The 15255-nt window shown below is 52.3% G+C and carries 14 protein-coding genes and 1 pseudogene; 8 read left to right on the top strand and 7 right to left on the bottom strand.

The window, feature by feature from the left end; translation table 11 throughout:
- Nucleotides 1-55: 55 nt before the first annotated feature.
- Both FDX19_RS03700 and FDX19_RS03695 read right to left on the bottom strand, forming a co-directional pair.
- Nucleotides 56-715, bottom strand: a complete 660-nt coding sequence (locus tag FDX19_RS03700; protein ID WP_137381646.1) for a fumarylacetoacetate hydrolase family protein — start codon at nt 713-715, stop codon at nt 56-58.
- A 69-nt stretch (nt 716-784) separates the two neighbouring features.
- Entirely contained in the window at nt 785-1078 is a 294-nt protein-coding gene (locus FDX19_RS03695) for a YcgL domain-containing protein (RefSeq protein WP_137381645.1), read from the bottom strand.
- A 126-nt stretch (nt 1079-1204) separates the two neighbouring features.
- Between FDX19_RS03695 and minC the strand changes: the two genes are divergently transcribed.
- The 3 genes from minC to minE are packed head-to-tail and all read left to right on the top strand — an operon-like array spanning nt 1205 to nt 3018.
- The gene (gene minC, locus FDX19_RS03690; RefSeq protein WP_137381644.1) at nt 1205-1912 is read left to right on the top strand and encodes a septum site-determining protein MinC; all 708 of its coding nucleotides are present in this window, start codon (nt 1205-1207) and stop codon (nt 1910-1912) included.
- Between the two features lie 23 nt (nt 1913-1935).
- Nucleotides 1936-2748, top strand: coding sequence for a septum site-determining protein MinD (gene minD / locus FDX19_RS03685; RefSeq protein WP_005122235.1), 813 nt, complete (start codon nt 1936-1938; stop codon nt 2746-2748).
- A gap of 3 nt (nt 2749-2751) precedes the next feature.
- A complete protein-coding gene (gene minE / locus FDX19_RS03680) occupies nt 2752-3018 on the top strand; it encodes a cell division topological specificity factor MinE (RefSeq protein ID WP_003833739.1) in 267 nt (88 codons plus the stop codon).
- Between the two features lie 85 nt (nt 3019-3103).
- On the opposite strand, the gene FDX19_RS03675 is transcribed toward minE, so the two are convergent.
- Entirely contained in the window at nt 3104-4021 is a 918-nt protein-coding gene (locus FDX19_RS03675) for a LysR family transcriptional regulator (RefSeq protein ID WP_137345949.1), read from the bottom strand.
- A gap of 103 nt (nt 4022-4124) precedes the next feature.
- On the opposite strand from FDX19_RS03675, the pseudogene FDX19_RS03670 reads away from it, so the two are divergent.
- From FDX19_RS03670 to FDX19_RS03650, 5 genes and pseudogenes are all read left to right on the top strand, one after another.
- Nucleotides 4125-5181: pseudogene (locus FDX19_RS03670) on the top strand (tartrate dehydrogenase).
- A 257-nt stretch (nt 5182-5438) separates the two neighbouring features.
- Nucleotides 5439-7040 carry a BCCT family transporter gene (locus FDX19_RS03665; protein ID WP_137381643.1) on the top strand — a complete coding sequence of 534 codons (1602 nt, stop codon included), beginning with the start codon at nt 5439-5441 and terminating at the stop codon, nt 7038-7040.
- A 44-nt stretch (nt 7041-7084) separates the two neighbouring features.
- Nucleotides 7085-8209 carry a carnitine monooxygenase, oxygenase subunit YeaW gene (yeaW, locus tag FDX19_RS03660; protein WP_137381642.1) on the top strand — a complete coding sequence of 375 codons (1125 nt, stop codon included), beginning with the start codon at nt 7085-7087 and terminating at the stop codon, nt 8207-8209.
- Between the two features lie 18 nt (nt 8210-8227).
- Nucleotides 8228-9676 (top strand): NAD-dependent succinate-semialdehyde dehydrogenase, encoded by a 1449-nt coding sequence (locus FDX19_RS03655; RefSeq protein WP_137381641.1) that lies wholly within the window; start codon nt 8228-8230, stop codon nt 9674-9676.
- Between the two features lie 59 nt (nt 9677-9735).
- On the top strand, nt 9736-10701 hold the full coding sequence (locus FDX19_RS03650) for a PDR/VanB family oxidoreductase (protein WP_137381640.1): 966 nt from the start codon (nt 9736-9738) through the stop codon (nt 10699-10701).
- A gap of 48 nt (nt 10702-10749) precedes the next feature.
- Here FDX19_RS03650 and rnd read toward each other — a convergent pair whose 3' ends face one another.
- The 4 genes from rnd to tsaB form a co-directional block, all read right to left on the bottom strand.
- On the bottom strand, nt 10750-11865 hold the full coding sequence (rnd, locus tag FDX19_RS03645) for a ribonuclease D (RefSeq protein ID WP_137381639.1): 1116 nt from the start codon (nt 11863-11865) through the stop codon (nt 10750-10752).
- Between the two features lie 84 nt (nt 11866-11949).
- The gene (gene fadD / locus FDX19_RS03640) at nt 11950-13635 is read right to left on the bottom strand and encodes a long-chain-fatty-acid--CoA ligase FadD (RefSeq protein WP_137381638.1); all 1686 of its coding nucleotides are present in this window, start codon (nt 13633-13635) and stop codon (nt 11950-11952) included.
- Between the two features lie 204 nt (nt 13636-13839).
- On the bottom strand, nt 13840-14424 hold the full coding sequence (locus tag FDX19_RS03635) for a Slp family lipoprotein (RefSeq protein WP_137381866.1): 585 nt from the start codon (nt 14422-14424) through the stop codon (nt 13840-13842).
- A 95-nt stretch (nt 14425-14519) separates the two neighbouring features.
- On the bottom strand, nt 14520-15215 hold the full coding sequence (gene tsaB / locus FDX19_RS03630) for a tRNA (adenosine(37)-N6)-threonylcarbamoyltransferase complex dimerization subunit type 1 TsaB (protein ID WP_137381637.1): 696 nt from the start codon (nt 15213-15215) through the stop codon (nt 14520-14522).
- Between the last annotated feature and the right edge of the window lie 40 nt (nt 15216-15255).

Below are 15255 nucleotides of genomic sequence, written 5' to 3'. Positions count from 1 at the left end.
CCAGTCTGGCACGTTGATGCAAGTTTTGCCGCCCGAAATAGGCGGCAAGCAGAGATTACAACACCCGGGTGGTTAGCGTCTGACCATGGAAACTGATAGCCAGTTCATCACCGCTGTGTAACGGCCCAACGCCTGCTGGCGTCCCGGTCAGTACCACATCACCGGCTTTAAGCGTGAAGAATCGGCTCATGTAAGCAATCAATGGAACAATATGATGGATCATATCCGCCGTAGTGCCCTGCTGGCGCACTTCGCCATTCACCGTTAATCCGAGCTGAGTATCCTGCGGATCACCGTTAAATTCCGCGACCGGAATAAACCCGGACAGCGGACAAGAGTTGTCAAAACCCTTCGCTTTTTCCCACGGCTGACCCGCTTTTTTCATTTTGCTCTGGATATCACGCAGGGTCAGGTCCAGCGCCACACCATAGCCAGCGATGGCTTTGCGCACATGCTCTTCTGTCGCCTGGCGCAGGGTTGCCCCGATCAGCACGGCCAGTTCAACTTCGTGATGAACGGAACCCATATCCGCCGGAATAACCAGCGGTTGGCGCAAATCACACAGCGCAGTTTCAGGCTTAATAAACAACACCGGCTCTTCCGGCGTTGCTCCCCCCATCTCTTTAATATGGTTTGCATAATTGCTACCTACGCAAACCACTTTGCTCACCGGATAATCCAGCAGAGCACCATGCCAGTTGTGATGTTGATACATTACTTTCCCCTAACGTAGTCATAGATTTCAGGTACTGCATCGATGCGACATGCTGCTGCCGGATGCAGTTTAACGTTTAGCGTCTGGTGTATTTTGTTTTACCGCAGATAAATGCTGTTTGAGTAAATCCTCAGGCGGCGGTGGTATTTGTAAATAATAGCCCTGCTCGGTGAGTGCCTGTTTTACTTTTTCAAGATCGGCATTAACCAGTTTTTTACGACCATCAAGCGGTAAAATCATTGCCAGCTTTGGCTGACCAAATCCTTTCATCAGTTCTTCAGGAACACGCGAGAAATCGTCTTTTTTTTCGACATATAAATAGGTCTGGTCACGTTTGCTGCTTCGGTAGATCACACAAAACATATCTTTTACTCTGAATTCACGGAATGGTGGCTTGCCTCAATATAATACTGACTATAACATGCCTCATAGTCTTCGGAATATCACCCCGCACTGGGGATGATAAATAGCAAATTGAGTAAGGCCAGGATGTCAAACACGCCAATCGAGCTTAAAGGCAGTAGCTTCACCTTATCAGTGGTTCACTTACATGAAGCAGAACCCGAGGTTATTCGTCAGGCGTTGGAAGACAAAATCGCGCAGGCACCTGCATTTTTAAAACATGCTCCCGTGGTGATCAACGTGAGTGGCCTTGAAAGCCCGGTAAACTGGTCGGCGCTGCAAAAAATCATCACGTCCACGGGTCTGCGCATTATTGGTGTTAGCGGATGCAAGGATGCAAAACTTAAGGCAGAAATCGACGAAATGGGGCTTCCTTTACTGACAGAAGGTAAAGAAAAAGCCATTCGTTCCGCACCTGTTGAAGCTCCGGCACCTGCCGCACCGCCGCAAAACGTTACTCCCATCACAAAAACACGATTAATAAATGTACCGGTTCGTTCCGGTCAGCGCATTTATGCTCCACAATGTGATCTGATTGTTACAAGTCACGTCAGTGCGGGCGCAGAGCTTATCGCTGATGGCAATATTCACGTTTATGGCATGATGAGAGGCCGTGCTCTGGCGGGCGCAAGCGGCGATCGGGAAGCGCAAATTTTCTGTACCCACCTGACGGCAGAACTGGTGTCTATCGCAGGTGTTTATTGGCTGAGTGATAAAATCCCAGCAGAATTTTATGGCAAAGCGGCACGTCTGCAATTGGCAGAGAACGCTTTGACAGTTCAACCGTTGAATTGATCCCTTTTTAACAAGGAATTTCTATGGCACGCATTATTGTTGTTACTTCGGGTAAAGGGGGCGTTGGCAAAACCACCTCCAGCGCGGCCATCGCTACAGGTTTGGCCCAGAAGGGAAAGAAAACAGTCGTTATTGATTTTGATATCGGCCTGCGTAACCTTGATTTGATTATGGGTTGTGAACGTCGCGTCGTTTATGACTTCGTCAACGTTATTCAGGGCGATGCGTCGTTAAATCAGGCGTTGATCAAAGATAAACGTACCGAAAATCTCTTTATTCTTCCGGCCTCACAGACTCGTGATAAAGACGCGCTGACCCGTGAAGGCGTCGCGAAAGTTCTGGACGATCTGAAAGCGATGGATTTTGACTTCATCGTCTGCGACTCCCCGGCCGGTATTGAGACCGGCGCGCTGATGGCCCTATATTTTGCCGACGAAGCCATTATTACCACCAACCCGGAAGTGTCTTCTGTACGTGACTCTGACCGTATTCTGGGTATTCTGGCGTCGAAATCTCGTCGCGCTGAAAATGGCGAAGATCCGATTAAAGAGCATCTGCTGCTTACGCGCTATAACCCTGGCCGCGTAAATAAAGGTGACATGCTCAGCATGGAAGACGTACTGGAAATTCTGCGAATCAAGCTGGTTGGCGTGATTCCTGAAGATCAGTCAGTCCTGCGCGCGTCTAACCAGGGTGAGCCGGTTATTCTCGACATCAATGCTGATGCCGGCAAAGCCTATGCTGATACCGTAGACCGTCTGTTGGGAGAAGAACGTCCTTTCCGCTTCATTGAAGAAGAGAAGAAAGGTTTCCTCAAACGCCTGTTCGGAGGATAAGTTATGGCATTACTGGATTTTTTTCTCTCGCGGAAAAAGAGCACAGCGAACATCGCTAAAGAGCGACTGCAGATTATTGTTGCGGAACGTCGTCGTAGTGACGCCGAGCCGCATTATTTACCGCAGTTGAGGAAAGATATTCTCGACGTTATCTGTAAGTATGTACAAATTGATCCTGAAATGGTCACCGTACAGCTTGAACAAAAAGACGGCGATATTTCTATCCTCGAACTTAACGTGACTTTACCTGAAGCAGAAGAGTCTAAATAGCGTCTTTTGTAAATGAGTCATGGTTGAAAAAAGGCAGATTATTCTGCCTTTTTTATTTTTGATCGTAGTCCAGGCTGCGCCCCATTTATTCCAAACTGAACTTCGGGTAGTTCTCAGCAAAATAGCGACGTAAATACTCCACGGTAATACGGATTTTTGCCGACGTCGCCAGACGTGACACATAAACAGCCCAAATATTTGCTGGTTGATAATAGTCAGGCAATATATGAACCAGATGCCCACTGGCGATGTTATCGCAGACATCCCACCATGAACGTAGCGCAATCCCCTGACCATCCACACACCATTGGTGAACAACTTCGCCATGATTGGAGGAGAGCGGCCCCGTCACCTTGATCGAGTGCACGCCCTCTTTGTTACGCATTTGCCAGATGCCAAATGGATGATCGCGCTCTTTAATCACCAGGCAGGGCAACGTGGACAGATCGTTCAGTTGTTTCGGTGTACCGTGCTGCGCCACAAACTCGGGTGATGCGCATAATATTCGATAATTGGTCGCCAGCTTACGTGCGATCAAATTGGGTGCAATATCATCCCCGATACGAATATCAAGATCGACACCTTCATTAACCAGATCGACTAACCGATCCTCAACGTCAAACCGCAACTCCAGCTGCGGATACTCTTTTGCCAGCGCTGACAACGCTGGAGCCACGACACGGCGACCAAAACCAAAGCTGCTGATAATACGTAACATCCCCTGCGGGATCTGCCGGACATCAGACAGCTCATCCATCATCTGATCCACATCCTGCAGGATCCGCTGGGCCCATTCGTAGATCCGTTCCCCTTCCTCCGTGATGGTGACACGCCGTGTCGTACGGTGTAACAACACCACGTTCAGTGTCTGTTCCAGCAACGCAACACGCTTGCTGATAAAAGCGGGTGAAACGCCTAGCTCCTCAGCAACCGCGGCAAAACCCGCGCGGCGGGCAACCAGCATAAAGACGCGTAAATCATTTAACAGCGGCAGATTATTCATGATCTGTGTTTTATGTTTCACCAGTTGGAGGGATTAACTATTAATCAGTCAATTATAGGATAAGGGGAAAGTCAATTTTGATGGCGTACAAGTGAGAGCTGCTATGAAGAAAACCTGTCGTATTGCCGCTATCCCCGGAGATGGCATTGGTAAAGAAGTCCTGCCTGAAGGCATTCATGTGTTACAGGCAGCCGCCGAACGCTGGGACCTGTCGCTCAGCTTTGAGCAAATGGAATGGGCCAGCTGCGAGTACTATACGCATCACGGCAAGATGATGCCGGATGACTGGCATGAACAGTTGAAATCCTTCGACGCTATCTACTTTGGTGCCGTCGGCTGGCCGGACACCGTACCGGATCACATCTCACTATGGGGCTCGTTACTCAAGTTTCGTCGTGAGTTCGATCAATACGTCAACCTGCGTCCGGTACGCCTGTTTCCTGGTGTTCCTTGCCCATTGGCGGGTAAGAAACCCGGCGACATTGATTTCTACGTTGTGCGTGAAAATACCGAAGGCGAGTATTCATCACTGGGCGGGCGCGTAAGCGAGGGTGTCGGTCTTCACGCGTCGTGGCGTTGATCGCATTTTGCGTTACGCGTTTGAACTGGCACAGAGCCGTCCGCGTAAAACGCTGACCTCGGCCACCAAATCAAACGGCCTGGCCATCAGCATGCCTTACTGGGATGAGCGTGTTGAAGCAATGGCCGCCCAGTACCCTGAAATCCGCTGGGATAAACAGCATATCGACATTCTGTGCGCCCGTTTTGTCATGCAACCAGAGCGTTTTGATGTGGTGGTCGCCTCTAACCTGTTTGGCGACATCCTGTCCGATTTAGGGCCAGCCTGTACTGGCACGATTGGCATTGCACCCTCGGCAAACTTAAATCCGGAACGAACCTTCCCATCGTTGTTCGAACCGGTCCACGGTTCGGCCCCGGATATCTACGGCAAGAATATTGCTAACCCAATTGCCACCATCTGGGCTGGTGCGATGATGCTGGATTTCCTTGGCAACGGCGATGCGAATTATCAGGCCGCCCACGATGGCATTCTGGCCGCGATTGAACAGGTGATTGCCAGCGGCCCTAAAACGCCGGATATGAAAGGCAATGCCACCACGCAACAGGTAGGTGACGCTATCTGCCGGGCACTGCGTTAGAGGTCAAACCACGAAATATGAACCGCGTCACTGACGCGGTTTTTTTATGTGTTCTGTACGTCAAATAACCTGCGTGAATTCACTTTTTATTATTTCCGTTCCGTGTTTTATTGCTTCACGCATCAGGCAATTGTTTAATTCGTGTAAAGAACAAATAATAAAATTGTTAAATACGAAGCGACAAAATCTTACCCTACAGCATGATAACAACGACAGGCTAATGCCAAACGCGGGCGACTATGCCCAGGAGATCATCCATGTTGAGCAACGTAAAGAAAAAAGATGTGCCACTGATAGCCATCAGCCTGGTGGCTATTCTTTTTATCGCCGCCACACTCAGTCTCTTCCCTCAGCAGTCTGCACAAGTAGCGAATACCATTTTTAACGGTGTCACTCGCATGCTGGGTTCCGCCGTGCAGATCCTGGTCCTCATGGCTATGGGGCTGGTTGTCTGGCTGGCCACCAGCAAATACGGCAATATTCGCCTCGGTGAAGGTAAAGCAGAATACAGTACGCTTTCCTGGCTGTTTATGTTTATTTGCGCTGGATTAGGCTCCTCCACGCTCTACTGGGGTGTTGCTGAATGGGCCTATTACTACCAAACACCGGGTCTGAACATCGCCCCACACTCACAAAAAGCGCTGGAATTCAGTCTGCCCTATTCCTTTTTCCATTGGGGGATCAGCGCGTGGGCGACCTACACACTGGCCTCGTTAACCATGGCCTACCATTTCCATGTGCGTAAAAACAAAGGGTTGAGCCTGTCCGGGATAATTGCTGCTATCACCGGCGTTCATCCACAGGGCGTATGGGGAAGACTGGTCGATTTGATGTTCCTGATCGCCACCGTCGGCGCGTTAACCATCTCCCTGGTCGTTACCGCTGCAACCTTCACCCGTGGTTTATCAGCACTTACCGGTTTACCGGATAACTTTACGGTGCAAGCCTTTGTGATCCTGTTCTCTGGCGGCATCTTCTGCCTCAGCTCCTGGATTGGCATCAACAATGGTCTGCAACGTCTGAGCAAGATGGTGGGCTGGGGGGCATTTTTACTGCCGTTGGTGGTACTGATTGTCGGCCCAACCGAGTTCATCACCAATAACATCATCAACGCTATCGGCCTGACGACACAAAACTTTTTGCAGATGAGCCTGTTTACCGACCCGCTCGGTAACGGTGAGTTTACCCGCAACTGGACGGTGTTCTACTGGCTGTGGTGGATCTCCTACACCCCGGGCGTCGCTATGTTTGTGACGCGCGTTTCTCGCGGGCGCAAAATCAAAGAGGTTATCTGGGCATTAATCCTTGGCAGTACCGTCGGCTGTTGGTTCTTCTTCGGGGTGATGGAGAGCTACTCTATCCATCAGTTTGTCAATGGCGTGATTGATATCCCGCAGATCATGGCAACGCAGGGCGGAGAAACGGCGGTGCAGCAGGTACTGATGTCACTGCCTGCCGGGAAGCTGTTCCTGGTCGCGTATCTGGCCATCATGATCATTTTCCTTGCCTCGCATATGGATGCCGTGGCCTACACCATGGCCGCCACCAGCACACGTAACCTACAGGAAGGGGAAGATCCTGAACGAGGTTTACGTCTGTTCTGGTGTGTGGTTATCACATTGATTCCATTATCCATTTTATTCACCGGTGCGTCTCTGGAAACAATGAAGACCACGGTGGTACTGACCGCCCTTCCCTTCCTCGCCATCCTGTTGGTGAAGGTCGGCGGTTTTCTGCGCTGGGTACGGCAGGATTATGCCCATGTTCCTGCTCACCAAATCGAAAGTCATCTTCCCGAAGCACCGGTCGACGCGCCCGTCACGCCACCGGCTGGGACACTACTCAAAGGCGGCAATTAAGCGCCAGTAAAAAATCCTCTTACTCACAAATTAAAGGTAATCCAATGAGCAATCTGAGCCCTGAGTTTATTCTGCCGCAAAATTTTTGTGCCAATCCGCAGGACGCCTGGACTATCCCGGCACGGTTCTATACCGACCAGCAGGCTTTTGAACACGAACAAGAGAACGTGTTTGCCAAAAGCTGGATTTGTGTTGCCCACAGCAGCGAACTGGCAAAGCCAAATGACTATGTCACACGTGAAGTGATTGGTGAGAACATCGTGCTGGTGCGTGGTCGCGATAATGTACTGCGCGCATTCTACAACGTCTGCCCGCATCGTGGTCATCAACTGCTGAGCGGCGAAGGGAAAGCCAAAAACGTGATTACCTGCCCCTACCACGCGTGGGCGTTCAAACTTGATGGCAATCTGGCGCATGCGCGTAACTGTGAAAACGTCGCCAACTTTGACAGTGAAAAGGCTCATCTGACACCAGTACGACTCGAAGAATATGCCGGTTTTGTCTTCATCAATATGGACCCGAACGCCGGTAGCGTTGAAGATCAGCTTCCGGGACTGGCAGCCAAAGTCGTCGAGGCCTGCCCTGACGTGCACGATCTAAAACTCGCCGCGCGTTTCACTACCCGCACGCCGGCCAACTGGAAAAATATCGTTGATAACTATCTGGAGTGCTACCACTGCGGTCCGGCCCACCCTGGTTTTTCCGACTCAGTACAGGTTGACCGTTACTGGCATACCATGCACGGCAACTGGACGCTGCAATACGGTTTTGCCAAACCCTCTGAGCAGTCGTTTAAGTTCGAAGAAGGGGTTGATGCTGCGTTCCACGGCTTCTGGTTGTGGCCGTGCACCATGCTCAACGTCACGCCAATCAAAGGCATGATGACTGTTATTTATGAATTCCCGGTGGATGCAGAAACCACACTGCAAAACTACGACATCTATTTCACAAATGAAGAGCTGACCGAAGAGCAAAAAGCGCTGATCGAATGGTATCGCAATGTCTTCCGCCCTGAGGATTTACGTCTGGTTGAGAGCGTACAAAAAGGTCTGAAATCACGTGGCTATCGTGGACAGGGACGCATTATGGCGGATACCAGCGGTAGCGGAATCTCCGAACATGGCATTGCCCATTTCCATAATCTGGTCGCTCAGGTGTTTCAGGAATAATCCGCGAAGGAGTTCGATATGACCGTTTTTCAGACTTCACTTTTTCGCCAGCAGGCGTTTATCGCCGGACACTGGTGTGATGCCGATGACAGTAACACGTTGTCGGTCAGCAACCCGGCAACAGGGGCCGTTCTGGGGCAAATTCCCAACATGGGAACATCGGAGGCGCAACGCGCCATTGATGCCGCATCTCAGGCGCTACCGGCCTGGCGGGCAATGACCGCAGCCCAGCGTTCCACGTTGCTTAAAGCCTGGCATCATTTAATTCTCGACAACAAAACGGCGTTGGCGCAAATCATGACCGCCGAGCAGGGCAAGCCGCTGGCTGAGGCGGAAGGAGAGATTGTCTATGCCGCGTCGTTTATTGAGTGGTTTGCCGAGCAGGCTAAACGTACTAATGGCGAGATTATCCCCTCGCCTGCGGCGGATAAGCGGTTGATGGTGATCCGTCAGGGTATTGGTGTCTGCGCGGCAATTACGCCATGGAACTTCCCTGCAGCAATGATCACCCGCAAAGCCGGTCCCGCGCTGGCCGCAGGTTGTACGATGGTAGTAAAACCGGCCAACGAAACACCGTTTACCGCTCTGGCGCTGGCAGAACTTGCACGTCAGGCCGGTATTCCGGCAGGTGTTATCAATGTCGTGACCGGAAAGTCCCGCGAAATTGGTGCATTGTTCACCGCTGACGATCGCGTACGCAAACTGTCGTTTACCGGCTCTACCGAGGTAGGGCGCGTACTGATGCGCCAGTGTGCCGACTCTATCAAAAAGGTCTCACTGGAGCTGGGCGGCAATGCGCCATTTATCGTATTTGAGGACGCGGATCTCGATAAAGCCGTTGAAGGCGCGCTGGTGGCAAAATTCCGCAATGCCGGACAGACCTGCGTTTGCGTGAACCGTTTTTACATTCATCAGGCTGTTTATGACGCGTTTTGTGAGAAATTCGTGGCCCGGGTCGCCGCGCTGAAAGTCGGCAACGGTGAGCAACCCGGCGTACAAATCGGTCCGCTAATCAATACCGCTGCCGTAGACAAAGTGCAGTCGCTTCTCGATGACGCGCTGACGCGGGGCGCCACGCTGTTAACCGGGGGGCAACGCCATGCGCTGGGAGGAAACTATTTTACGCCCACCGTCATCGGCGACGTGCAGCCGGGCATGCAGTTGCTCCAGGAAGAGATATTCGGACCGGTCGCCGCGCTGGTGAAATTTGAAGATGAACAGGATGTGATCCGCCAGGCAAATGACACCATTTATGGACTGGCATCCTACTTCTACAGCAATGATGCCGCGCGCATCTGGCGTGTTTCTGAGCAACTGGAGTATGGCATGGTCGGGATTAATACCGGACTGATCTCGAATGAAGTCGCCCCGTTCGGGGGTGTGAAGCAGTCAGGGTTGGGGCGAGAAGGTTCCGAACACGGTATCGAAGATTACCTGGAAATGAAATATCTCTGCCAGGGGCTGTAACGACAGATTCCGGCGCGCCGGGTAACCCGCGCCGGACAGATTTTTTAGGGAGTGCCGCAATGTCTGAATATCAAATGCGAGAAGTTCAGGTCAGTCAGATTGAAACGATTACCGCGCATGTAAAGCGCTTCACCTTAACGGCTGCCTCAGGCGATCTGTTGCCTGCGTTCCAGGGCGGCAGCCATATTATCGTGCAAATGCGCGATGGCGAAAATCTCTATAGCAATGCGTACTCGCTGATGAGCTCGCCGTTCGATACCCGCACCTGGCAAATTGCTGTACGCCTGGAAGAGAATTCCAAAGGCGGTTCACGATACCTGCATCAGCAGGTCAAACCCGGCGATACGCTGACGATTTCCACGCCCAATAATCTTTTCGCCCTCGAACCGCAGGCGAAAAAGCATCTGTTAATTGCTGGCGGCATTGGTATTACGCCCTTCCTGTCGCAGATCCCGGAACTCGAAAACGCCCAGGCACAGTGGCAGCTACATTACTGTTCACCCAGCCCGGAAAACTGCGCGTTTCATGATGAACTGAAACAGCACCACCAGGCCGGTCGCATTCATCTGCATCTTTCGAGCGAAGGCACACGCCTCGACCTGGCACGTCTGCTGGCCGATGTAGAACCCGGCACCCACATTTATACCTGCGGCCCGGCCGTGCTTAACGATGCCGTAAGAAGCGAGGCCGCACGCCACGGTCTGGATAACAATACGCTGCATTTTGAGCAGTTTGCGCTAGAGGATAAGAGCGGTGATGCGTTCACCCTCGTGCTGGCACGTTCCGGACGTGAGTTTGTCGTTCCGCAAGAGATGACTATTCTGCAGGTTATCGAAAATAACAAAGCTGCCAGAGTCGAGTGTCTGTGCCGTGAAGGCGTATGCGGTACCTGCGAGACGGCGATTCTTGAAGGGGAAGCGGATCACCGCGATCAATACTTTAGCGACGACGAAAAAGCCAGCCAGCAGAGCATGCTTATCTGCTGTTCACGCGCCAAAGGCAAACGCCTGGTGCTAGATTTGTAGAATTTTACCGACCGGATAAGCGATGCCCTACCCGGTCGGCCTGATCGCTTACTGCGGATAGTCCAGCAGCAGCGCCTTGAGGCGGTCGGCCATCAGTTCGCCACGCCAACCGGAAATCAGCTCCGGCAGGGACGCCTGCGGCTTTAATTTCCAGTGCCAGTTGAGCAACTGGTTGATTTGACGACGCGAAGCAAGGAGTTCCACGCTAAGATTCTGCTCCGCACTCACGTCGGCCACCAGGGCTTTAATGGCTTTGAATGCCTTGCGATAACCCGGCATATCCATCAGATTCAGCAACGGTTGCGGCAAGGCTTCTTCCGGCATTGCCTGCGCTTTCTCGACCAGTGAAATCAGCGTCTTGCCATGGAAACGAATTTCACTACCTGAGAGACCCAGGCTATCCAGTTCCCCCAGACTTCCCGGCATATAGCGGGCAACCGCCCACAAATGCTCTTCGCGCACCACGAAGTTCACTGCCAAATCGCGCTCACGCGCTTTACGCAACCGCCAGTCGGCCAGGAGTTGCAGGCAAGCGAGCTGACGGGTACGCAGCTGCCAGGCATTGGTAATTTCTCGCCACGCATCTTCGGGCGCCAGAATTTCCTGACGACGTTGTTGCATCAAACGACATTCGTCCAGCGCAGCGGGCAACCAGCCGGACGCATCGGTTTCTGCCATCAGTTTTGTGGTGATCGGTAATAAATACCAAACATCAGCCGCCGCATACTCGCACTGCCGCTCGGTCAGCGGTCTGGCCAGCCAGTCGGTGCGCGATTCACTTTTATCCAGCGCCACCCCGGTGAACTCTTCCACCATCGCAGCAAAACCCCACGACAGCGGGCGTCCACAAAAGGCGGCCAGAATCTGGGTATCGATCAGTGGTTGCGGGAGTTCACCAAACGTGTTGAGAAACACTTCCAGGTCTTCACTTCCGGCATGCAGAAATTTAGTGATCGCGGTGTCACGCAGGATATCGCGCAGCGGCGACCAGTCGGTGATCCCTAGCGGGTCAATCAGAGCAACGTGTTTGCCATCAAACAGCTGGATCAGCCCCAACTGCGGGTAGTAGGTACGCGTGCGAACAAATTCTGTATCCAGGGCTATCGCCGGAAATTCACGGACGGCTTCGCACAGCGTGGCTAACGCGTCGTCCGTAGTGATCATTTGATAATTCAAATCGTGCTCTCTTAGGTTTTCGCCAAAAAAAACGCCGGATTATCCGGCGTTTTCTGCTGGCTGTCTTAACGCTCAGCCTTTATTGTCCACTTTGCCGCGGGCTTCGTCACGTAATTCTCGTCGCAAAATTTTACCGACGTTAGATTTCGGTAACTCATCACGGAATTCCACCAGTTTCGGAACTTTGTAGCCCGTCAGATGACGACGGCAAAAAGTCACCAGCGCTTCATCGGTTAACGAAGCATCCTTCTTCACCACAAAGATTTTTACCGCCTCACCGCTGCTGCCCGACGGTACGCCGACGGCAGCCACTTCCTGAACGCCAGGGTGCTGCATGACTACATCTTCAATTTCGTTCGGATAAACGTTAAAACCCGACACCAGGATCATATCTTTCTTACGATCGACAATACGCAGGAAGCCTTCGTCGTCCATCACTGCGATATCACCCGTGTGCAACCAGCCATTTTTGACAATTTCATCGGTCGCATCCGGGCGCTGCCAGTAGCCCAACATCACCTGCGGCCCTTTAACACACAGTTCGCCCGGCTCTCCCGGCGGAACTTCATTGTCGTCATCGTCCACCAGTTTGACCTCGGTAGACGGAACCGGTAACCCGATACTGCCGCTATGGTAGTCGATATCGTGCGGGTTAACGCTTACCAGTGGAGCACACTCGGTCAGACCATAACCTTCCAGCAGATATTGGCCGGTCAGCTTCACCCAGCGTTCTGCCACCGCCTGCTGAACGGGCATTCCGCCCCCAGCAGACAGGTGCAACGACGAAAAGTCCAGTTGCTGGAACTCCTTGTTATTCAGCAACGCGTTAAACAACGTATTGACGCCGGTCATCGCGGTAAACGGGTATTTTGCCAGCTCTTTCACCAACCCCGGAATATCACGCGGGTTAGTGATCAGCAGGTTTTGTCCACCCAGTTCAATAAACAGCAGGCAGTTCATGGTGAGCGCGAAAATGTGGTACAGCGGTAGCGCCGTCACCACCAGCTCTTTACCCGGATGCAGCAACGGTCCGTAAGTGGCATTAACCTGCTCCAGGTTAGCCAGCATGTTACGGTGCGTAAGCATTGCGCCTTTCGCCACACCGGTGGTACCCCCGGTATACTGCAGGAAAGCCAAATCTTCAGACACGACTTCCGGCTTCACATACTGCATGCGGTAGCCGTTTTGCAGCGCACTGCGAAATGAGATGGCATCCGGCAGGTGATATTTTGGCACCAGACGCTTGATATACTTCACGACGAAGTTAACCAGCGTCCCTTTCGCGGTCGACAACTGATCGCCCATACGCGTCAGAATCACGTGTTGAACCGAGGTCTTATCGACCACTTTCTCCAGCGTGTGCGCAAAGTTAGAGACGATGACGATCGCCGAGGCACCACTATCGTTGAGCTGATGCTCCAGCTCGCGAGGCGTGTACAGCGGGTTAACATTCACCACAATCATGCCGGCACGTAAAATCCCAAACAGTGCAACGGGATATTGCAACAGGTTGGGCATCATCAGCGCCACGCGATCGCCCTTTTTCAGTCCAAGTCCTTGTTGCAAATAAGCCGCAAATGCCCGACTGCGCTCTTCGAGCTTGCGGAAGGTCATCACCTCCCCCATGTTCATAAACGCAGGCTGATCGGCATAGCGCCTTACTGAGTGTTCGAAGAGTTCCACCAAGGATTGATAACGGTCAGGATTGATCTCCGCGGGAACACCTGCGGGATAACGGTTAAGCCAAACCTTTTTCAATACATCACCTCTAAAATGCGTATTCGTCGTCATCACAACCCCAGGCAATAAACAAACTATTAACATAATATTAACTCAGCGTACCAGTTTGTTTATTACACAACGACAAGGTTGCGAAGCACGTCACTATTTATTTTTCTTATATCCACGTTAATGCAGAAACAGCGGACGAGCCGCTGTTTCTTTTACCATTAAAACAATGAGTTACTCTGTTACTATCGTCTGAACCTGTGCGGGACCGGGATTGTACCATCCCCATCCGCCGTAGCCACCGTAAGGCCAGCCACGCGCACCGTAGAACCAGGGGTCAATCGGCTGCGGAGGCATCACAATCTGCTGGGTAATATGCCAGCGTTTATAACCGGTTACCTGCATCAGCATGAACTTATACGGTGTACTACCAATTTTTCCGTCCACTGTTCCGCTAATGGGCCCGACTACGGTGACCAGTTGACCACGAAAATCTACCGGGTCGAGGAAGCCGTTAACATCGGCATAAATTCGCCCGCGTGACGCTTCGCCCAGAATCGGTCGTGCCCCGCTGTCGAGCGGCATGGTGGCTATCTCCAGTCGGGATTTCCCCTGCTGGTTTTGAATATCCACCACCTTACCGCCAAAACGCGCTTCTTGTCCGACGTACAACTGCGGCGCATTCATCACCCGCACCAGATCCTGCTGCGGTGTCGGGCTTGAACCTTTAATCGCATCCGGGATGGTGACACAGCCGCTTAGCGATAACGCCAATACGCCTGCCAGTACACCTTTCATTAACTGCTTTTGGACCACCATGTTGCGACTCCCTTTTCTTAGCGCCTGCCCCGGCACGTTCAGACAACTGCACATCGGCGGCTGCTCGTATTCACCGGGGGATTTACTACTAAGATTCATTCTTTACCAGGAAGTTTCTTCCACGCCACGGTGTTACGTAAATAAACCGGCTCAGCATGTTCAACAGCCACGGTCTTGCCACATGCCAGCATTTGCGCCGCGACAGGCAGCATATCTTCTGCCGCTGGAAGCAATACATCACCCTCGTTCAGCGTCAGACCACTGTCTTTGCCGAGTTCAGGCCAGGCTGGCCAGCCCGTGCCAACGGTTACCCAGTCGCCAGAAAGCTGCAGCAGGCGATCGTGTACCTGCTCCGGCGTTAATACCGCTTCCGTCTCTTCGCCGTGCCAGATACCATCTTCATCACGCTGATATTCAGCCCAGTACACTTCACCCATACGCGCATCAATCGCTGCCAGCACGCGTGTCGCACCGGATTTACGCCAGGCACCCTGTGCCATTGTCGCCAGAGTAGAAACCCCGATCATCGGTAAATTCGCCCCTAACGCCAGCCCCTGAGCGATACCAATACCGATGCGTACACCGGTGAAACTACCGGGGCCGCGACCAAATGCCAGAGCATCAATATCGGTGAGCGTTAAATCGCCAGCGTCCAGGATATCCTGGACCATCGGCAAAATTCGTTGGGTATGTTCTCGTGGGCAAAGCTCGAAGTGAGCTTTGATAGTACCGTCATTCCACAGGGCAACAGAGCACGCCTCTGTGGCGGTATCGATAGCCAGAATTCGCATGGGTATATGTGATCAGATCAATAAATTTGGCGCGCATCTT

The organism is Citrobacter sp. wls619 (assembly GCF_005281345.1).
In the GTDB taxonomy this organism is placed as follows: Bacteria; Pseudomonadota; Gammaproteobacteria; order Enterobacterales; family Enterobacteriaceae; genus Citrobacter.
Note: the sequence above shows the minus strand (reverse complement) of the source record. Positions and strands in the feature narration are given on the sequence as shown.